The organism is Altericroceibacterium indicum (genome assembly GCF_009828105.1).
Lineage (GTDB): Bacteria > Pseudomonadota > Alphaproteobacteria > Sphingomonadales > Sphingomonadaceae > Altericroceibacterium > Altericroceibacterium indicum.
In genome coordinates this window covers 689,643-705,225 of sequence record NZ_WTYQ01000001.1, presented here as the reverse complement: position 1 = coordinate 705,225, position 15,583 = coordinate 689,643, and the positions used below count along the sequence as shown (strand labels likewise).

Sequence of the window (15,583 nt, the reverse complement as noted above, 5' to 3'; positions counted from 1 at the left end):
AGACGCTTTGATGAGCAAGATTTTTCTGACTGTGGCGCTTGCCGCCACAGCCATTTCTTTTCCCACCTCAGCCCAGGCTGTTGAACCAACCGTTGAAGCACCATCCAGCCAGTCGCTCAAACTGGCCAGAGAGATCGTGTCTCGCGGCTTCCCTGAGGACCAACGTCTGGAGATATTCTCCACTTCTGTCGATGCTATGGTTGCTCAGCTTCAAGAAGCGATGAATGACGATACATTTGCCGACAATCCGGAATTGCAGGCAAAGCTGGAAGTGCAGCAAGGTAAAATGATTGAGGAAATGAAAGGCATCATTGCCAGCCATATTCCTGAGTTAATGGAAGGTTGGGCTCAGGCCTATGCGGCAGAGTTCAACGATAAGGAGCTGCGAGATATCCTTGCTTTCGTTTCAACTGATAGCGGTCAGGCCTTCTTCACCCGAAACACCACTTTGGTGAACAGCCCGCAATTCAAGGCTGCGACAGCGCCGTACATGTATGATATCATGCAAAGCAGCAAAAAGTGGCAGGGTATTTTCATGCAAACGGTTATGGACTCGATGTAATTGGATCGACTGCAGGCATTTTAAGTGCTTGCGGTTGAGCGTTTAATCAATCGCTTCACCAACGAGTAAGGCATTGACATCGCCTTGTGAAATATCCGCCCTTTTGGGTGGCCAGTGGGCTATTGAGGTTCTATGGGAACCTCAATCCACACTCGTAATCGAGACGTCATATCATTATGCGCATTGCAATCGCTTCTGACCACGCCGCTTTTGATCTCAAAACCGAATTGGCCGAATGGCTTATGTCCGAAGGCCATGAAGTGGCTGATTTAGGGCCTGAAACAGCAGACCGGGTCGACTATCCTGACTATGGTTACAAGCTGGCCGAAGTGATCGCCGAAGGTGTCGCAGAACGTGGCATTGCCCTTTGCGGCTCAGGTATCGGCATTTCGATTGCAGTCAATCGCAATCCAGCCCTTCGCTGCGCCTTGGTGTCTGAACCGCTGTCGGCCGCCCTATGCCGCGAACACAACAATGCCAACGCGATCGCTATGGGCGCAAGGTTGACCGGTATCGATATGGCCAAGGCTTGCGTCACCGCCTTTCTTACCACCGAATTCGCAGGCGGACGACATGGCCCGCGTGTCGAAAAGCTTTCTCAATTTCCTCAGGATGCCGGATAATGAGCACGATCACCGCACAGGATAACACTTTCGCCTCCACACCGAATAGCGGCCCTGACCTGACCCGGTTCTGGAACGACGATGTCGCGCAGGCTGATCCGGAAATTGCTGAAGCGATCAGCAATGAACTCGCTCGCCAGCGCAACCGCATCGAATTGATCGCCAGCGAAAATATCGTCAGCAAAGCCGTGCTGGAAGCCACAGGGTCGGTTTTCGCCAACAAATATGCAGAAGGCTATCCCGGCAAGCGCTATTACGGCGGCTGCGAATTTGCTGACGTGGTCGAAACATTGGCAATTGAGCGCGCTAAGCAATTGTTTGGCTGCGAATTTGCCAATGTGCAGCCCAATTCGGGCAGCCAGATGAACCAGGCTGTGTTCTTCGCGCTGATGCGTCCGGGCGACACGTTTCTGGGCCTTGATCTGGCCGCTGGTGGCCATCTCACACACGGCTCCCCTGTCAATATGTCGGGCAAATGGTTCAACGCCATCAGTTATGGTGTGCGTAAGGACGATCAACTGCTCGACATGGAACAGGTTGAGCGTTTGGCAAAAGAGCACAAGCCCAAGGTCATCATCGCCGGTGCCACCGCCTATCCGCGCCTGTGGGATTTCAAGAAATTCCGTGAAATCGCTGATGAAGTTGGCGCCTATCTGTTGGTCGATATGTCGCATTTCGCAGGTCTGGTGGCAGGTGGTCAGCACCCCTCCCCCTTCCCCCATGCGCATGTTGCAACCACCACTACGCATAAGAGCCTGCGCGGTCCGCGTTCAGGCGTCATTCTCACCAATGACCCCAAGCTCGCCAAGAAGTTCAACACTGCGGTGTTCCCCGGCCTTCAGGGTGGCCCACTGATGCATGTTATCGCGGCAAAGGCGATCGCTTTTGGCGAAGCTCTGCGTCCAGATTTCCAGATATATGCCAAGAGCGTAGCTGAAAACGCCAAGGCATTGGCTGCCAGCCTTCAGGACCATGGTGTCGGTGTCGTTTCCGGCGGAACTGATAACCATTTGATGCTGGCAGATCTGTCATCGCGCGGCGTGAACGGGAAAGCGGCAGAGCACGGCCTCGACCGGGCTTACCTCACTTGCAACAAGAACTCTGTGCCGTTTGACCTCTTGCCACCAACATTGACCTCTGGGATTCGTCTTGGGACGCCGGCGGCGACCACGCGTGGTTTTGGTGTGGAAGAATTCCGCATCGTTGGCCAGCTCATCGCCGAAGTAGTTGATGGTCTTGCTCGCAATGGTGATGAAGGTGATGCGCAGGTTGAAGAAAGCGTCCGTCGCCGCGTTGGCGAATTGTGCGAAGCCTTTCCGGTTTATCCGGGCCGTTAATCTATGCGGTGCCCATTCTGCGCGCATGATGACAGTCAGGTAAAAGATTCGCGCCCGACAGAAGATAATTCCGCGATCCGTCGCCGCCGGCAATGTTCCGGCTGCGGCGCTCGCTTTACCACATTCGAACGCGTGCAATTGCGCGAAGTGACCGTGGTGAAGAATGATGGAAAGCGGGAAATCTTCAACCGGGCGAAGATCGAACAATCTGTTTCCCTCGCCTGCCGCAAGCGCGGGATTGGTCAGGAACGGCTCGACCAGCTTATTTCCGGTATTCAACGCCAGATCGAAACCCTTGGGGAAAGCGAAATCCCGTCAGGCAAAGTCGGCGAAATGGTGATGGAAGGCCTGCGCCAGCTCGACAGTGTGGCCTATATCCGTTTCGCCAGTGTCTATCGCGATTTCAGCGAAGCGCGCGATTTCGAAGAATTCGCCAGCACCGTGCGAGACGCAGCACATGATTAAAAAGCCGGTTTTCGTTCTCGTACGCCCGCAATTGGGTGAGAACATCGGCAAGGCTGCACGGGCGATGCTCAATTTTGGCCTGTCCGAGATGCGCCTTGTGTCCCCACGCGATGGCTGGCCAAACCCTTCTGCTGGCCCGGCAGCGGCTGGAGCTGATGAGGTTCTAGCCAAAGCTCAAGTCTATGAGACGGTTGCCGAAGCGGTAGCTGATTGCGCGCATGTCTATGCCACAACGGTCAGAAAGCGTGGCGTCACCAAACCTGTCGTCACGCCTGAAGAAGCATCGCGGGAAATCATGGCCCAGGAAGGCGGCAGCGCCATCCTGTTCGGACCGGAACGTTCTGGGTTGGAAACGGACGACGTTGCACTGGCCCGCAAGATCCTGACCGTACCGATCAATCCAGAATTTTCTTCTCTCAACCTTGCCCAAGCGGTGATCCTGTGCGCCTATGAATGGTCCAAGCATCAGCATCTCGTGCAGCCGACGCAGGAAGATACCCTCCCCCCTGCTCCACAAGATGAGCTGGAGGGACTGGTCAATCACTTTGAAACCTTGCTCGAACCCAAGGGTTACTTTTTACCCGAAGGTCGCCGGGACGCCACCACACGTAATTTGCGCGGTATCCTGACCAAGCCGGGCTGGAATCATTTTGAAGTGCGGACCTTACGCGGCGTATTGACAACTCTGTCACGCAATCGTGGCTCCCAGCCAAAAGAATAGCTCAAAAACTTGACCTGCGCGGAAAACCTGCTAACCGCGCGCCTTCACTTGGACGTTTCTCACGCTCTAACGGCATGATCAAACGTCCGATTGGCCCCGTACCCCGGTGAAGCGGCGGCCGCAGCAGACGCAAGGTTTGCTGGTGCGATACCGGGTTGAAGCACTGCCAATGGGGTGGTGATAGCAAATTGGAGATGACTTATGTCGAAGCGTAAAAGCGCTAAGTATAAACTTGACCGTCGTATGGGCGAAAACATTTGGGGTCGCCCAAATAGCCCGATCAACCGTCGTTCCTATGGCCCCGGCCAGCATGGTCAGCGCCGTAAAGGCAAGATGAGCGATTATGGTCTTCAGCTGCGTGCGAAGCAGAAGCTGAAGGGCTATTATGGCGATGTAACGGAAAAGCAGTTCCGCCGCACCTATGGCGAAGCCGCCAAGATGAAGGGCGATACCAGCCAGAACCTGATCGGCCTGCTTGAACAGCGTCTGGACATGATTGTCTATCGCGCCAAGTTCGCACCGACCATCTTCTCGGCACGTCAGATCGTGAGCCACGGCCACATTCGCGTAAACGGTGTGAAGTGCAACGTTGCTTCGCGTCGTTGCAAGGTTGGCGACATTATTAGCCTGGGTGACAAGGCCAAGGAAATGGCTCTGGTTATCGAAGCGCAGAGCCTGCCAGAACGTGAAATTCCTGACTACGTCGCTCCCGACGGCACCGACAAGGTCACACTGACCCGCGTACCGACGCTTGACGAAGTGCCTTATCCGGTAACGATGGAACCCAACCTGGTCGTCGAATTCTATTCGCGCTAATAGGTTCTTCCAAGGTAAACAAAAGGGCGGCCCTCAAAGGCCGCCCTTTTTTGTTGCCTGGCCCGAAGCTGACATAGTTTTCGACTCGATTAATCGCATAATCAGGAACGCAGAAGGGCTTGGCGAATTCCTCCTAAGCTATGACAAAGTTTCGTTTTGTAACCCCTCACCGTGTTGGCAAATGGTACCCAGATCTACGGCTTGCACAGCATTTCGCCAGCACGATTGGCGCGGGATTTCTTGATCCGCTTACGGGGCGCTTCGTGGCCTATGCTGAGACGAGACTGGAAACTTTAGCTGACACGCAGTCCCTTATAGAAAGGGCTGCCTGACAGCGGTTTCTGGCGTCACAATTTGAGGTAGGTTTGGCGGAATTCTCTCGCGAAAGCGTCGAAATTCTGCGCTGCAATGGCATCACGCATCGCTTGCATCAACTGCTGGTAAAAGCTGATATTATGCTCTGTCATCAACATGGCACCAAGAATTTCGCCAGCTTTGACCAGATGATGCAAGTAGGCACGACTGTATGACTTGCAAGTCGGACATGTGCAGCGTTCATCGAGCGGATCAGTATCCTCAGCAAATTTTGCATTGCGCAGGTTTAGCGGGCCATTCCATGTGAAGGCCTGCCCATTGCGACCTGACCGACTTGGCAGCACGCAATCAAACATGTCCACGCCGCGCTCTACTGCTCCAACAAGATCATCGGGCTTGCCGACCCCCATCAAATACCGGGGACGGTCATCAGGAAGCTGGCCGGGTGCAAAATCCAGTGTTGCGAACATCGCTTCCTGACCTTCACCCACAGCCAGACCGCCAATGGCATAGCCATCAAAACCGATGTCAGCGAGCGCATCAGCGCTGCGTTTGCGCAATTCTTCATCCAATGCGCCTTGCTGAATGCCAAACAGCGCAGCTTGTGCGGCGTGTTCTTCGCCAGAGTTAAAGGCATCACGGCTACGCTTGGCCCAGCGCATCGACATTTCCATCGATGATGCAATCACATCGCGCGGTTGGTCGGCACGCGGGCATTCATCGAATGCCATCACAATGTCGGAACCCAACAGACGCTGAATTTCCATCGACCGTTCCGGCGTCAGCATATGTTTCGAACCATCAAGATGGCTGCGGAACTCAACACCCTTTTCAGTCAGTTTGCGCAAATCGGAAAGGCTCATCACCTGATAGCCACCGCTATCGGTCAGAATTGGACGATCCCAATTCATGAATTTATGCAATCCGCCGAGCCGTGCAACCCGCTCTGCTCCGGGTCGAAGCATCAAATGATAGGTGTTGCCAAGGATAATATCCGCACCGGTTGCCCGGACACTCTCAGGCTTCATAGCCTTGACCGTGGCAGCCGTACCTACCGGCATGAAGGCTGGCGTACGAATTTCTCCACGTTTCATGGAAATTGTACCAGTCCGGGCCTTGCCCGAACGCGCGTGAATGGCAAAAGAAAAGCGTGTCATCAGGCCGGGCGCATAGGCCGATCCGTTCCATTGCGCAATCGGAGGAAATAACCCATGGATATTGAACCCTGGCTTTTTATCGCATTAACCTGCCTTGCAGTCGTGACGGGCTTTGTTGATGCGGTGGCCGGCGGCGGCGGGTTGATCATGATGCCAACGCTTCTGGCCGCCGGAATTCCTCCCCAAAATGCTCTGGCAACCAATAAGCTGCAATCTATGTTTGGCACCGGCATGGCCTGCCGGACTTTCCTCAAAGCAGGAATGGTCGATTGGCGGACCTACCTTCCTGCGGTTGGTACTGTATTCATATGTGCCTCTGCCGGTGTTCTGGTCGTCAGCCAGATCAATACGGACATTTTGAAGCTCATCATTCCGCTACTGCTGGTGGGCGTTGCAGCCTATGTCATCCTATCCCCGCGTATGGATGATAATCACGGCAAACCCCGCTTGTCCGCCAAAACCTACGCAGCACCAGCAGGGGCAGTTGCTTTTTATGACGGATTTTTCGGCCCCGGCGCTGGTTCATTTTTCATCGCAAGCGCTGTCGGGCTTCGCGGCCTTGGTCTGACCCACGCCACAGCGCTGTCCAAGCTTCTGAACTTCACCAGCAACGTCGCCACAGTGATTATCTGGGGCCTGTCAGGTAAGACCTTTTGGGCACTTGGCCTGTGCATGGGCCTGGCAGCGGCGACAGGCAATTTCATCGGTTCGCACACTGCCATGCGTTTTGGGTCACGACTTATCCGCCCGGCCCTCATAACCATCAGCCTTGCTCTTACAGCCAAGCTTTTATGGGATTACTTTTCGGGCGGTGGGTAATTGATCAGGACACGAATTCCAAAGCGTTGTCCCCGCCATCGTCAACCAGATACGGTCCCGGCTTACCGAAATAATATCCTTGTGCTTCATCACAATTCATCGAACGCAACAGTTGTAACTGCTCTTCAGTTTCCACACCTTCGGCCAGAACCGGCAATCCAAGGCTCTGGCCCAGAGCAACTACTGCACGGATAATAACCTGCGAATTAGGATTGGTGGCAGAATCCATCAGGAACGAACGGTCGATCTTAATCTTGTCGAATTCGAATGAATTGAGAGTATCTAGCGACGAATAGCCGGTGCCAAAATCATCCATTGAAACAGAAACACCAAGGGACTTGATCCGACGCAGGTTGGTCAGCGCACGCATCTTGTCACTGATGATAGCCGTCTCTGTAATTTCAATCTCAAGACGCGATGCCGGCAAGCCTGCTTCCAGCAGAGCTTCCGTAATGATCTTCGGCAAATCCATCTGCACCAGTTGGACGGGTGAGATATTTACTGCGACTTTATAAGGTTTTGGCCAGCTTGCAGCATCTTTACATGCACGGCGCATGACCCACTCGCCCAGTGGAATAATCAGGCCGTTTTGTTCTGCCGCATCGATAAAGCGATCCGGCGTTACAAGGCCGTGAACGGGGTGCATCCAGCGTAGCAGCGCTTCATAACCTACAGGCTTTCCATCTGCCACAGCACATTGCACCTGGTAGACAAGCTGGAACTGTTCCTCTTTCACAGCTTCCAGAATATCCGCCTGAAGGCCGCGACTCTTGCGCACCCCCTCATCCATATCAGGCTCGTACTGGCAGCAATGTTTTGCCGGTTTGCTCTTCGCACGCTGAAGGGCGATGTCGGCATTGGACATCAAGTTTTCGACATTTTCCGCGTCCTTGGGGAATGTCGCAATGCCAACACAGCCTGAAACAAATGTGGCAACATAATCGGGCACAGCAATATTCAGCAACGCAGTTTCGAGCGTTTCAGCAAAGACATCCACGTCCTGCTGGCTGGACACTCTTTGAAAAACAGCAAATTCATCGCCGCCCAGACGTGTGGCAACTGCATCTTCACCCATTGCCCCTGTGAGACGCTGGGCAACCACTTGCAGCAGATCATCCCCGATCGCGTGGCCATATTTGTCATTCACATCTTTGAAACGGTTCAAGTCGATCATCGCCAAGGCAACCTTGCCGCCACGCGCTTGGATATCTTCGACATTCTGATCGAGCAATTGCCGGAAATAGATCCGGTTTGGCAGGCCAGTCAGCGGATCATGGTTAGCCAAATGCCGTATTCGCTTCGCTGAACGGCGGCTCTCACTGATATCCTCAAAAGTGCTTACCCAACCGCCGTCAATCCGTGGACGTTCAGAAACGGCAAGTACCGAGCCACCTTTTCGCTCTACCGTGTAGGAACCACCCTCCTGCGTCGCCATGAAACGGTCATGTGCTTCCAAGGCTCTGGCTCTCCGGTGGCGGCCTTCCTCCTCAGTGTACCCAGCGACGACGAGGTCTAAAAGTTCGAGAAATGACAAGCCTGGCACCAGATCTGAGACATCCAGGTCCAAAATATCCGCAGTCCTGCGGTTACTCAGAACGAGCTTTCCCTTTGCGTCGAAGAGACAAAGCCCCTGCCGCATATTTTCAAGCGCCGCGTCGAGATTGGCTGATAATACTGAAACCTGACCTTCAAATGCTTTGCGCTGCGTCACATCCCGGGTGACTTTAGCAAAGCCTTTCAGAGTGCCGTTCACATCGTAAACCGGCTCAACGCTCACATCTGCCCAAAACCAGCTACCATCCTTGCGATATCGCTTGCTTTCGGCCCGAAATGCGCCCTCTTTCACTGCACGATCCAAAGCGATCTGTGGCCACTGCCGCTTCCTGTCTTCTTCCGAGAAAAAAGCCGAAAAATGCAAGCCTATCGCTTCACTTGCACTAAACCCTTTAAGGCGGCTCGCACCTTCATTCCACGTGAGGATATTGCCCTTAGTATCCAGAAGATAAATGGCAGAATCCCGCAAGCTCTGGATCAAAAAGCCAAATTCGCTCCGCTCACGCGAGGCGCGGATTTCGCTTTGAAGTTCAATGAAGGTGGCAACAATGGCCGCGCAGAGCACGATGAGAGCAAGCACACCTACAATACCAGCCAATTCCGTACTGCTGATGACAAACCCTGTTACAGGTACGATCTCAGCATGGTTCACGCTCATGGCCGCCATGCCAACAAAATGAACAACCAGAACTGCTATAATGAAGCTCACGCCTCCCACCACGGAGCGTAAACCCAGTTTCTTCGTCGCCATCATCGGGATCGCGAAGGCAGAGAGAATAACCCCCATACTGACTGACAGAGCAACGAGTGCTGGGTTAAATGCAGCGGCATGGAAATAGCTCGCGCCATACATGCCCACATAATGCAGAACTGCGATACCGACTCCTGCTACTGCCCCCCCAATATAACGCCAGAACCGCTTTGTGGCATCAAACACTACTTTGAATGCAGTCCAGATGGCGCACTGAACCAGCAGAAGCGATGCAATAGTCGGAACGAGAGCGTAGCTTGTGGCTTCGCTCGGGTCATAGCCTAGCATTGCTATGAAATGGGTTGCCCAAATACCGAACCCGGTGAGCATAGCGCAGATGACCAAACGGTTCTTACGCCGCGCTTTTCCTTCACCTGACAGGAACCGCAACATCAGTGTTGTGCCACAACCGGTAACAACACCAATAAACACAGCGAAGGCGACTAGCCGTATATCATGGCTATGCTCTAAAAACTGGGACATGAATTTTCTCTGTTTGCGAACCTCAGCAAGCTTAACCGAAGTTTGGTAAACAAAGTATTTTTCTTAGCACCGCTTTTTTAACAGTGACTTATGCTGCCATTTTGGAACATCACGGCAATAAAAGAGAAGAATCTCCATAGCTATAAAAGCGATACTTATTCGCAATAGCTTCGGAATAAACCGACTGCATTTTCTCCAGCCCCATCAACGCACTGACCAACATGAAAAGTGTTGAACGTGGAAGGTGGAAATTGGTCATCAAACCGTCAATCGCGCGGAATGTGTAACCCGGTGTAATGAAGATCGAGGTATCACCAGCGAAAGGCTGGATGATGCCATTTTCATCCACCGCACTTTCGAGAAGACGCAGGACCGTGGTACCAACGGCAATCAATCGTCCACCATTTTGCCTGACCGCATTGAGACGTACCGCCGTATCTTCGTCAATCTGGCCCCATTCTGCATGCATGGTGTGGTCAGTGGTATCGTCCACTTTCATTGGCAGAAATGTGCCTGCGCCAACATGAAGGGTCAGCGTTTCACGGGACACACCGGCTGCATCAAGCGCGTCGAGCAATTCAGGCGTAAAATGAAGGGCTGCGGTTGGTGCTGCAACTGCGCCATCTTCCTGAGCGAAAATAGTCTGATAGTCGTGCTTATCGGCTTCATCAGTTGCGCGCTTGCCAGCGATATAGGGGGGCAATGGCATCCGCCCTGCCCGCTCCAGCAGCACTTCAACCGGTTCATCTCCTTCAAAGAAGAGTGTCCAGCTACCATTGTCATGGCGTTCTTCCGCAATCGCGGTAAAGTTCGCACCAAACTGGATCACATCGCCCGGCCGCAGCCGTTTGGCGTTTTTGACAAAGGCCTGCCAACGCCGCAGGTCAATGCGCTTATGCAATGTCGCGCCGATCCGCGCTTCTCCCCGCATACCATCAAGCTGCGCTGGAATAACACGCGTATCGTTGAAAACCAGCACGTCGCCCGCCCGCAGAAGCTGCGGCAAATCTCTAACATGACGATGACCAAACGGCTTGCTTCCATCGACATGAAGCAAACGAGCAGAATCGCGTGGCCGCGCAGGCCGCAAAGCGATATTTTCTGCAGGAAGGTCGAAATCAAACAAGTCTACACGCATCGGGAGCGCCTAGTCCTGTTTGATCTCGTTTGGAAGCCTATTGGCTGTCCGAATTGTTCAGCATATCGGCAGTGATATTGCTGTCCTTGCTATTGGACGCATCAGGAAACACCTGCGGCTTGTTATCCGATGCGATCGACGCCTGAAGAATCTTTGTCGGGTGCGCCGGCGGCTCGCCACGCTGAATTTCGTCCACAGCATCCATACCGGAAATCACGCGGCCAAAATTAGTATAGCGACGGTCCAGTGCAAAGCGCGGGTAAAATACAATGAAGAACTGGCTGTTTGCACTGTCTTCCGAAGAAGCGCGCGCCATTGAGACAGTACCACGCACATGCGGCATCGGGTTGAACTCAGCCTTGAGATCCGGAAGGTCAGAGCCCCCCTGCCCAGTGCCTGTGGGGTCACCCGTCTGCGCCATAAAGCCATCAATCACGCGGTGAAAGATTACACCATTATAAAAGCCAGCGCGCGTCAGTTCCTTGATCCGTGCAACGTGATTAGGCGCCCAATCTGGCATCAGCCGAATGGCAACGCGCTTGCCGGTAGAAAGATCAAGAAAGAGAATATTGTCCCGGTCTTTGGTCAAATCAAAATCGACCGCAACACGCATTTTGGGCTTTTCCGGAGGTGTGTCGGAATCCTGCGCCATCGCGAATGCAGGCACGAGGCTCATCAGCACAGCAAGAAAAGCTGTCAGCAGACGTTTCAACATGATGCGATCATTATCCTTGAACTATTCTGATTGCAGCCTGTAGCGAGGCGTCGCTGACGGTTCAATGAACGTCTTTGCTCAATAATCCCCAAGTGCGCCCCGCTCTTCCACCCGAGCGACAACGAGCTGTTGAATGGCAGGGCTGACAAAACGGGAAATTTCACCTCCAAAAAGTGCAATTTCTTTCACCAATTTGGAGGCAATAGGCTGCAAGCTAACATCAGCCATTAAAAAGACGGTTTCAATCCCAGCGTTCAATTGCTGGTTCATGCCCGCCATCTGGTATTCATATTCGAAATCGGCCACAGCCCGCAGGCCGCGGATGATCACGGCAGCATTTTCATGCTCGGCAAATTTCATCAGCAGAGCATTGAAACCCTTCACCTCGACATTGTCGATGCCAAGGCGAGCGACTTCGCCCTTCACCATTTCAATCCGTTCTTCCGGAGAAAACATCGGGTTCTTGGAAGGGTTGGTGGTGACGCCGATAATCAATTGGTCCACCAGCTTGGCCCCTCGCCGAATAATATCAGCATGGCCCAATGTAATCGGATCAAAGGTGCCCGGATAGATACCGATGCGCGGATTGTTCACCGATCTCGCTCCACAACGAATCGGGCAACGGCGCGCAAAAGATCGGCTTCCTCACCATAAGAACTAAGATGGCCAATCGCCTGATCGACAAGCGCTTGTGCCTGTTCACGGGCGCGCTTCGGCCCAAGCAGTGACAAGAATGTCTGCTTACCTTGCTCAGCATCTTTGCGCAGCGCCTTGCCGGCTTTTTCCTCGTCACCGTCATGATCGAGAAGATCATCTGCAATCTGGAACGCAAGACCAATGTCACGCGCATAATTGCGCAAAGCCAAACGGCCTTCTGCAGGAACACGGCCTAGCACCGCGCCCAATTCCACTGCAGCACCAAGTAGCGCGCCGGTCTTAAGTTGCTGAAGCTTTGTGACGGTGTGCAGGTCGAACTCTTCATTCTCCGCTGCAATATCCATCATCTGCCCGCCCGCCATGCCATTATGACCGCTGGCAATTGCGAGCTTATGGACCAGCTCAGCACGAACAAATGGGTCCGTACTGGTTTCAGGGTCCGCAAGAATATCGAACGCTAAAGCGTGAAGCGAATCCCCAGCCAGAACCGCCGTTGCTTCGTCGAAAACCTTGTGAACAGTCGGTTTGCCATGGCGCAGATCATCATCGTCCATACACGGCAGATCATCATGAATCAGTGAATAGACATGGATCGCTTCAACTGCACAGGCTGCGCGAATAGCGGCTTCGCGTGATACACCGTGCATTGCAGCCACCGCTGTCAGCAGCAAGGGCCGTACACGCTTGCCACCGCCGATCGCGGCATAGCGCATGGCTTCCACCAGAGTGCTGCGGCTGTCATCTGGGACAGGAAGGAGAGAATCGAAAGCATCGTCCACTTCGCGCTGGACGCTCTGTAAACCTTGCGCGAGTAAATCGTCTGCCAACGCCAATCCCATCGCTTTAACCGCCGTCAAAAGGGGCTGTGCCCGAAGGCTTGCCATCTGGCCCGGCGACGATCTTCTCAATCCTTGCCTGCGCAGCATCGAGCCGCGCCTGACAATGTTTGCGCAGTTTTTCACCGCGTTCATAAAGATCGATTGATTCGTCGAGCGGCACTTCGCCACCTTCCAGACGCCGAACGACGTCTTCCAGTGCGCGCAAGGCGTCTTCAAAACTCAATTGCGAAATATCGGGGGCCGTTTGCTCCATATTTCAAGCATTGGCCGCGCAAACCGCGCCGGTCAAGCATAGGCTGATGCGATTTCCATTCCATTCACAGTCGCTGATGACTAGCGCTAGGCTGTTACCCTCGCTAAAGGCGCTTCCCATGTCCGAGATCACACCCGAAACCGTCGCCGCCCACGGGCTCAATCAGGAAGAATATGACCGCGTGCTCAACGCGCTAGGCCGAGAACCCAATCTGGTCGAGCTGGGCATCTTTTCGGTTATGTGGTCGGAGCATTGCTCCTATAAAAGTTCACGCTTCCACCTGAAGAAACTGCCCACCAAGGCTCCATGGGTCATCTGCGGCCCCGGCGAAAACGCTGGCGTAATCGATATTGGCGATGGCCAGGCAGCGATCTTCAAGATGGAGAGCCATAACCATCCGTCTTACATTGAACCTTATCAAGGTGCAGCAACTGGCGTTGGCGGCATTTTGCGTGATGTGTTCACGATGGGCGCACGCCCTGTTGCTAATTTGAACGCCCTGCGCTTTGGCCGCCCCGATCACCCCAAGATGAAACATCTGGTTCAGGGCGTTGTCTCTGGCATTGGCGGCTATGGCAATTGCGTTGGTGTGCCGACGGTTGGCGGCGAGACCAATTTCCACAAGGCCTATGACGGCAATATCCTCGTCAATGCGATGACTGTTGGTGTCGCTGACCAAGACAAGATTTTCTATTCTGCCGCTACCGGTACGGGCAACCCGATCGTCTATGTCGGCTCCAAAACAGGCCGTGATGGCATTCACGGTGCCACGATGGCCAGCGCCGATTTTGATGAAAAGTCCGATGAAAAGCGCCCTACCGTGCAGGTTGGCGATCCCTTCACTGAGAAGCTCCTGATCGAAGCTTGCCTTGAACTGATGGCCACTGACGCGATTGTCGCCATTCAGGATATGGGGGCAGCCGGGCTCACCTCTTCCAGCGTTGAAATGGCCTCCAAGGGCGAAGTCGGCATCCGACTCGATATGAATATGGTGCCCTGCCGAGAAGAAGGCATGACGCCCTATGAAATGATGCTGTCGGAAAGCCAGGAGCGGATGCTCATGGTGCTGAAGCCCGGCAAGGAAAAGATGGCTGAAGACATTTTCCGTAAATGGGAACTGGATTTCGCGATCATCGGTGAAGTGACCGATACTGGCCGGATGGAACTGACCTTTAATGGTGAAACCGTCTGCGATATTCCGCTGGCTCCACTGGCAGATGATGCCCCGGAATATGACCGACCGCATGTCAAAACACCCAAGCGCGAAGCATTGGTGGATGTGCCAGAAAGCACAGATATTGCCAGCGATCTGACAAAGCTCATGGGCACCCCTGATCTCGCTTCGCGCAAGTGGATCTGGGAGCAATATGACAGCCAGGTCGGCGCTGATACGATGCAGAAATCGGGCGGCGATGCTGCGGTTGTCCGCGTTCACGGCACCCGCAAGGCACTTGCGATGAGCACCGATTGCACTCCGCGCTATTGTTATGCTGATCCCTATGAAGGCGGCAAGCAGGCGGTGGCCGAAACCTATCGTAACATCAGCGCTGTCGGTGGACGTCCGCTAGCTGTCACCAATTGCCTCAATTTCGCCAACCCGGAACGCCCGGAAATCATGGGCCAGTTCGTCGGCTGCCTGGAAGGCATGAGCGAAGCCTGCATCGAACTCGATTACCCTATCGTTTCGGGCAACGTCTCGCTTTACAACGAATCGAAAGCAACCGGTGGCGGCAGTGCCATTCTGCCAACTCCTGCCATTGGCGGTGTCGGCTTGCTGGAAGACCATTCCAAGATGGCCACGATCGCTTTCAAGAATGAAGGCGATGCCATTCTGGTCATCGGTGGGGAAAATAACGCGCATCTTGGCCAGTCAATCTTCCTGCGTGACCTCCATGGCCGTGAAGAAGGCCCGGCCCCGCATGTTGACCTCTCGGTTGAACGCAAGGCTGGCGAATTGGTCCGCAAGCTCATCGCTGATGGCGCGTTGAGCGCGGTGCATGATTGCGCTGATGGCGGCATTGCTGTGGCGGTTGCCGAAATGGCGTTGGCCGGGAAAATCGGTGCCCAGATCGGGATGCCGGCTGACCAGACATCACCGGCAGGTTTTTTCTTCGGGGAAGATCAGGGCCGCTATGTCGTCAGCACAAATGATGCATTACCGGTGATTGAAGCGGTAGAAGGCGCTGGCCTCACCGTTGTGCTGCTCGGCCAGACGGGCGGCGATGCCATCCAGATCAGCGCCGATGAAGCACGCAGCAGTGTGGCATTGGCCACGCTTCGCGATGCAAGTGAAAGCTTCTTCCGGGATTGGATGGAAGGCTGATCCGCACCTAGGCGGACAGCATGAGCCCAAACAAAAGAGGCGGTTGAGTACCTTC

Annotated in this window: 15 protein-coding genes; 8 read left to right on the top strand and 7 right to left on the bottom strand. The window is 54.1% G+C overall.

Going from position 1 to position 15,583, the window contains the following annotated elements:
* Positions 1–10: 10 nt before the first annotated feature.
* The 6 genes from GRI39_RS03455 (at position 11) to rpsD (ending at position 4,524) form a co-directional block, all read left to right on the top strand.
* Positions 11–562: a DUF2059 domain-containing protein gene (locus tag GRI39_RS03455; protein ID WP_160738263.1), complete on the top strand. Its 552-nt coding sequence runs from the start codon at positions 11–13 to the stop codon at positions 560–562.
* A gap of 176 nt (positions 563–738) precedes the next feature.
* Complete coding sequence (rpiB, locus tag GRI39_RS03450) at positions 739–1,185, top strand: ribose 5-phosphate isomerase B (protein WP_160738262.1); 447 nt, start codon at positions 739–741, stop codon at positions 1,183–1,185.
* Positions 1,185–2,522, top strand: coding sequence for a serine hydroxymethyltransferase (glyA, locus tag GRI39_RS03445; protein WP_160738261.1), 1,338 nt, complete (start codon positions 1,185–1,187; stop codon positions 2,520–2,522). Before rpiB ends, glyA begins: the two co-directional genes overlap by 1 nt.
* Positions 2,523–2,525: 3 nt before the next feature.
* On the top strand, positions 2,526–2,987 hold the full coding sequence (gene nrdR, locus GRI39_RS03440; protein WP_160738260.1) for a transcriptional regulator NrdR: 462 nt from the start codon (positions 2,526–2,528) through the stop codon (positions 2,985–2,987).
* Complete coding sequence (locus GRI39_RS03435; protein ID WP_160738259.1) at positions 2,980–3,708, top strand: RNA methyltransferase; 729 nt, start codon at positions 2,980–2,982, stop codon at positions 3,706–3,708. The genes nrdR and GRI39_RS03435 overlap by 8 nt, the downstream gene beginning before the upstream one ends.
* Positions 3,709–3,909: 201 nt before the next feature.
* Positions 3,910–4,524: a 30S ribosomal protein S4 gene (rpsD, locus tag GRI39_RS03430; protein ID WP_160738258.1), complete on the top strand. Its 615-nt coding sequence runs from the start codon at positions 3,910–3,912 to the stop codon at positions 4,522–4,524.
* A 347-nt stretch (positions 4,525–4,871) separates the two neighbouring features.
* Here rpsD and tgt read toward each other — a convergent pair whose 3' ends face one another.
* A complete protein-coding gene (gene tgt / locus GRI39_RS03425) occupies positions 4,872–5,996 on the bottom strand; it encodes a tRNA guanosine(34) transglycosylase Tgt (RefSeq protein ID WP_211371413.1) in 1,125 nt (374 codons plus the stop codon).
* Between the two features lie 54 nt (positions 5,997–6,050).
* Between tgt and GRI39_RS03420 the strand changes: the two genes are divergently transcribed.
* A complete protein-coding gene (locus tag GRI39_RS03420) occupies positions 6,051–6,815 on the top strand; it encodes a TSUP family transporter (RefSeq protein ID WP_160738257.1) in 765 nt (254 codons plus the stop codon).
* A gap of 4 nt (positions 6,816–6,819) precedes the next feature.
* Here GRI39_RS03420 and GRI39_RS03415 read toward each other — a convergent pair whose 3' ends face one another.
* The 6 genes from GRI39_RS03415 to GRI39_RS03390 form a co-directional block, all read right to left on the bottom strand.
* Positions 6,820–9,603, bottom strand: coding sequence for a bifunctional diguanylate cyclase/phosphodiesterase (locus GRI39_RS03415; RefSeq protein WP_160738256.1), 2,784 nt, complete (start codon positions 9,601–9,603; stop codon positions 6,820–6,822).
* Positions 9,604–9,712: 109 nt separating this feature from the next.
* Positions 9,713–10,741 (bottom strand): tRNA preQ1(34) S-adenosylmethionine ribosyltransferase-isomerase QueA, encoded by a 1,029-nt coding sequence (gene queA / locus GRI39_RS03410; RefSeq protein ID WP_160738255.1) that lies wholly within the window; start codon positions 10,739–10,741, stop codon positions 9,713–9,715.
* Between the two features lie 37 nt (positions 10,742–10,778).
* Positions 10,779–11,456, bottom strand: coding sequence for a peptidylprolyl isomerase (locus tag GRI39_RS03405; protein WP_160738254.1), 678 nt, complete (start codon positions 11,454–11,456; stop codon positions 10,779–10,781).
* Positions 11,457–11,534: 78 nt separating this feature from the next.
* On the bottom strand, positions 11,535–12,050 hold the full coding sequence (gene coaD, locus GRI39_RS03400) for a pantetheine-phosphate adenylyltransferase (RefSeq protein ID WP_160738253.1): 516 nt from the start codon (positions 12,048–12,050) through the stop codon (positions 11,535–11,537).
* Positions 12,047–12,952, bottom strand: a complete 906-nt coding sequence (locus tag GRI39_RS03395; RefSeq protein ID WP_160738606.1) for a polyprenyl synthetase family protein — start codon at positions 12,950–12,952, stop codon at positions 12,047–12,049. Before GRI39_RS03395 ends, coaD begins: the two co-directional genes overlap by 4 nt.
* Before the next feature lie 4 nt (positions 12,953–12,956).
* Positions 12,957–13,205, bottom strand: coding sequence for an exodeoxyribonuclease VII small subunit (locus GRI39_RS03390; protein WP_160738252.1), 249 nt, complete (start codon positions 13,203–13,205; stop codon positions 12,957–12,959).
* Between the two features lie 118 nt (positions 13,206–13,323).
* Between GRI39_RS03390 and purL the strand changes: the two genes are divergently transcribed.
* Positions 13,324–15,528, top strand: coding sequence for a phosphoribosylformylglycinamidine synthase subunit PurL (gene purL / locus GRI39_RS03385; RefSeq protein WP_160738251.1), 2,205 nt, complete (start codon positions 13,324–13,326; stop codon positions 15,526–15,528).
* Positions 15,529–15,583: the final 55 nt, after the last annotated feature.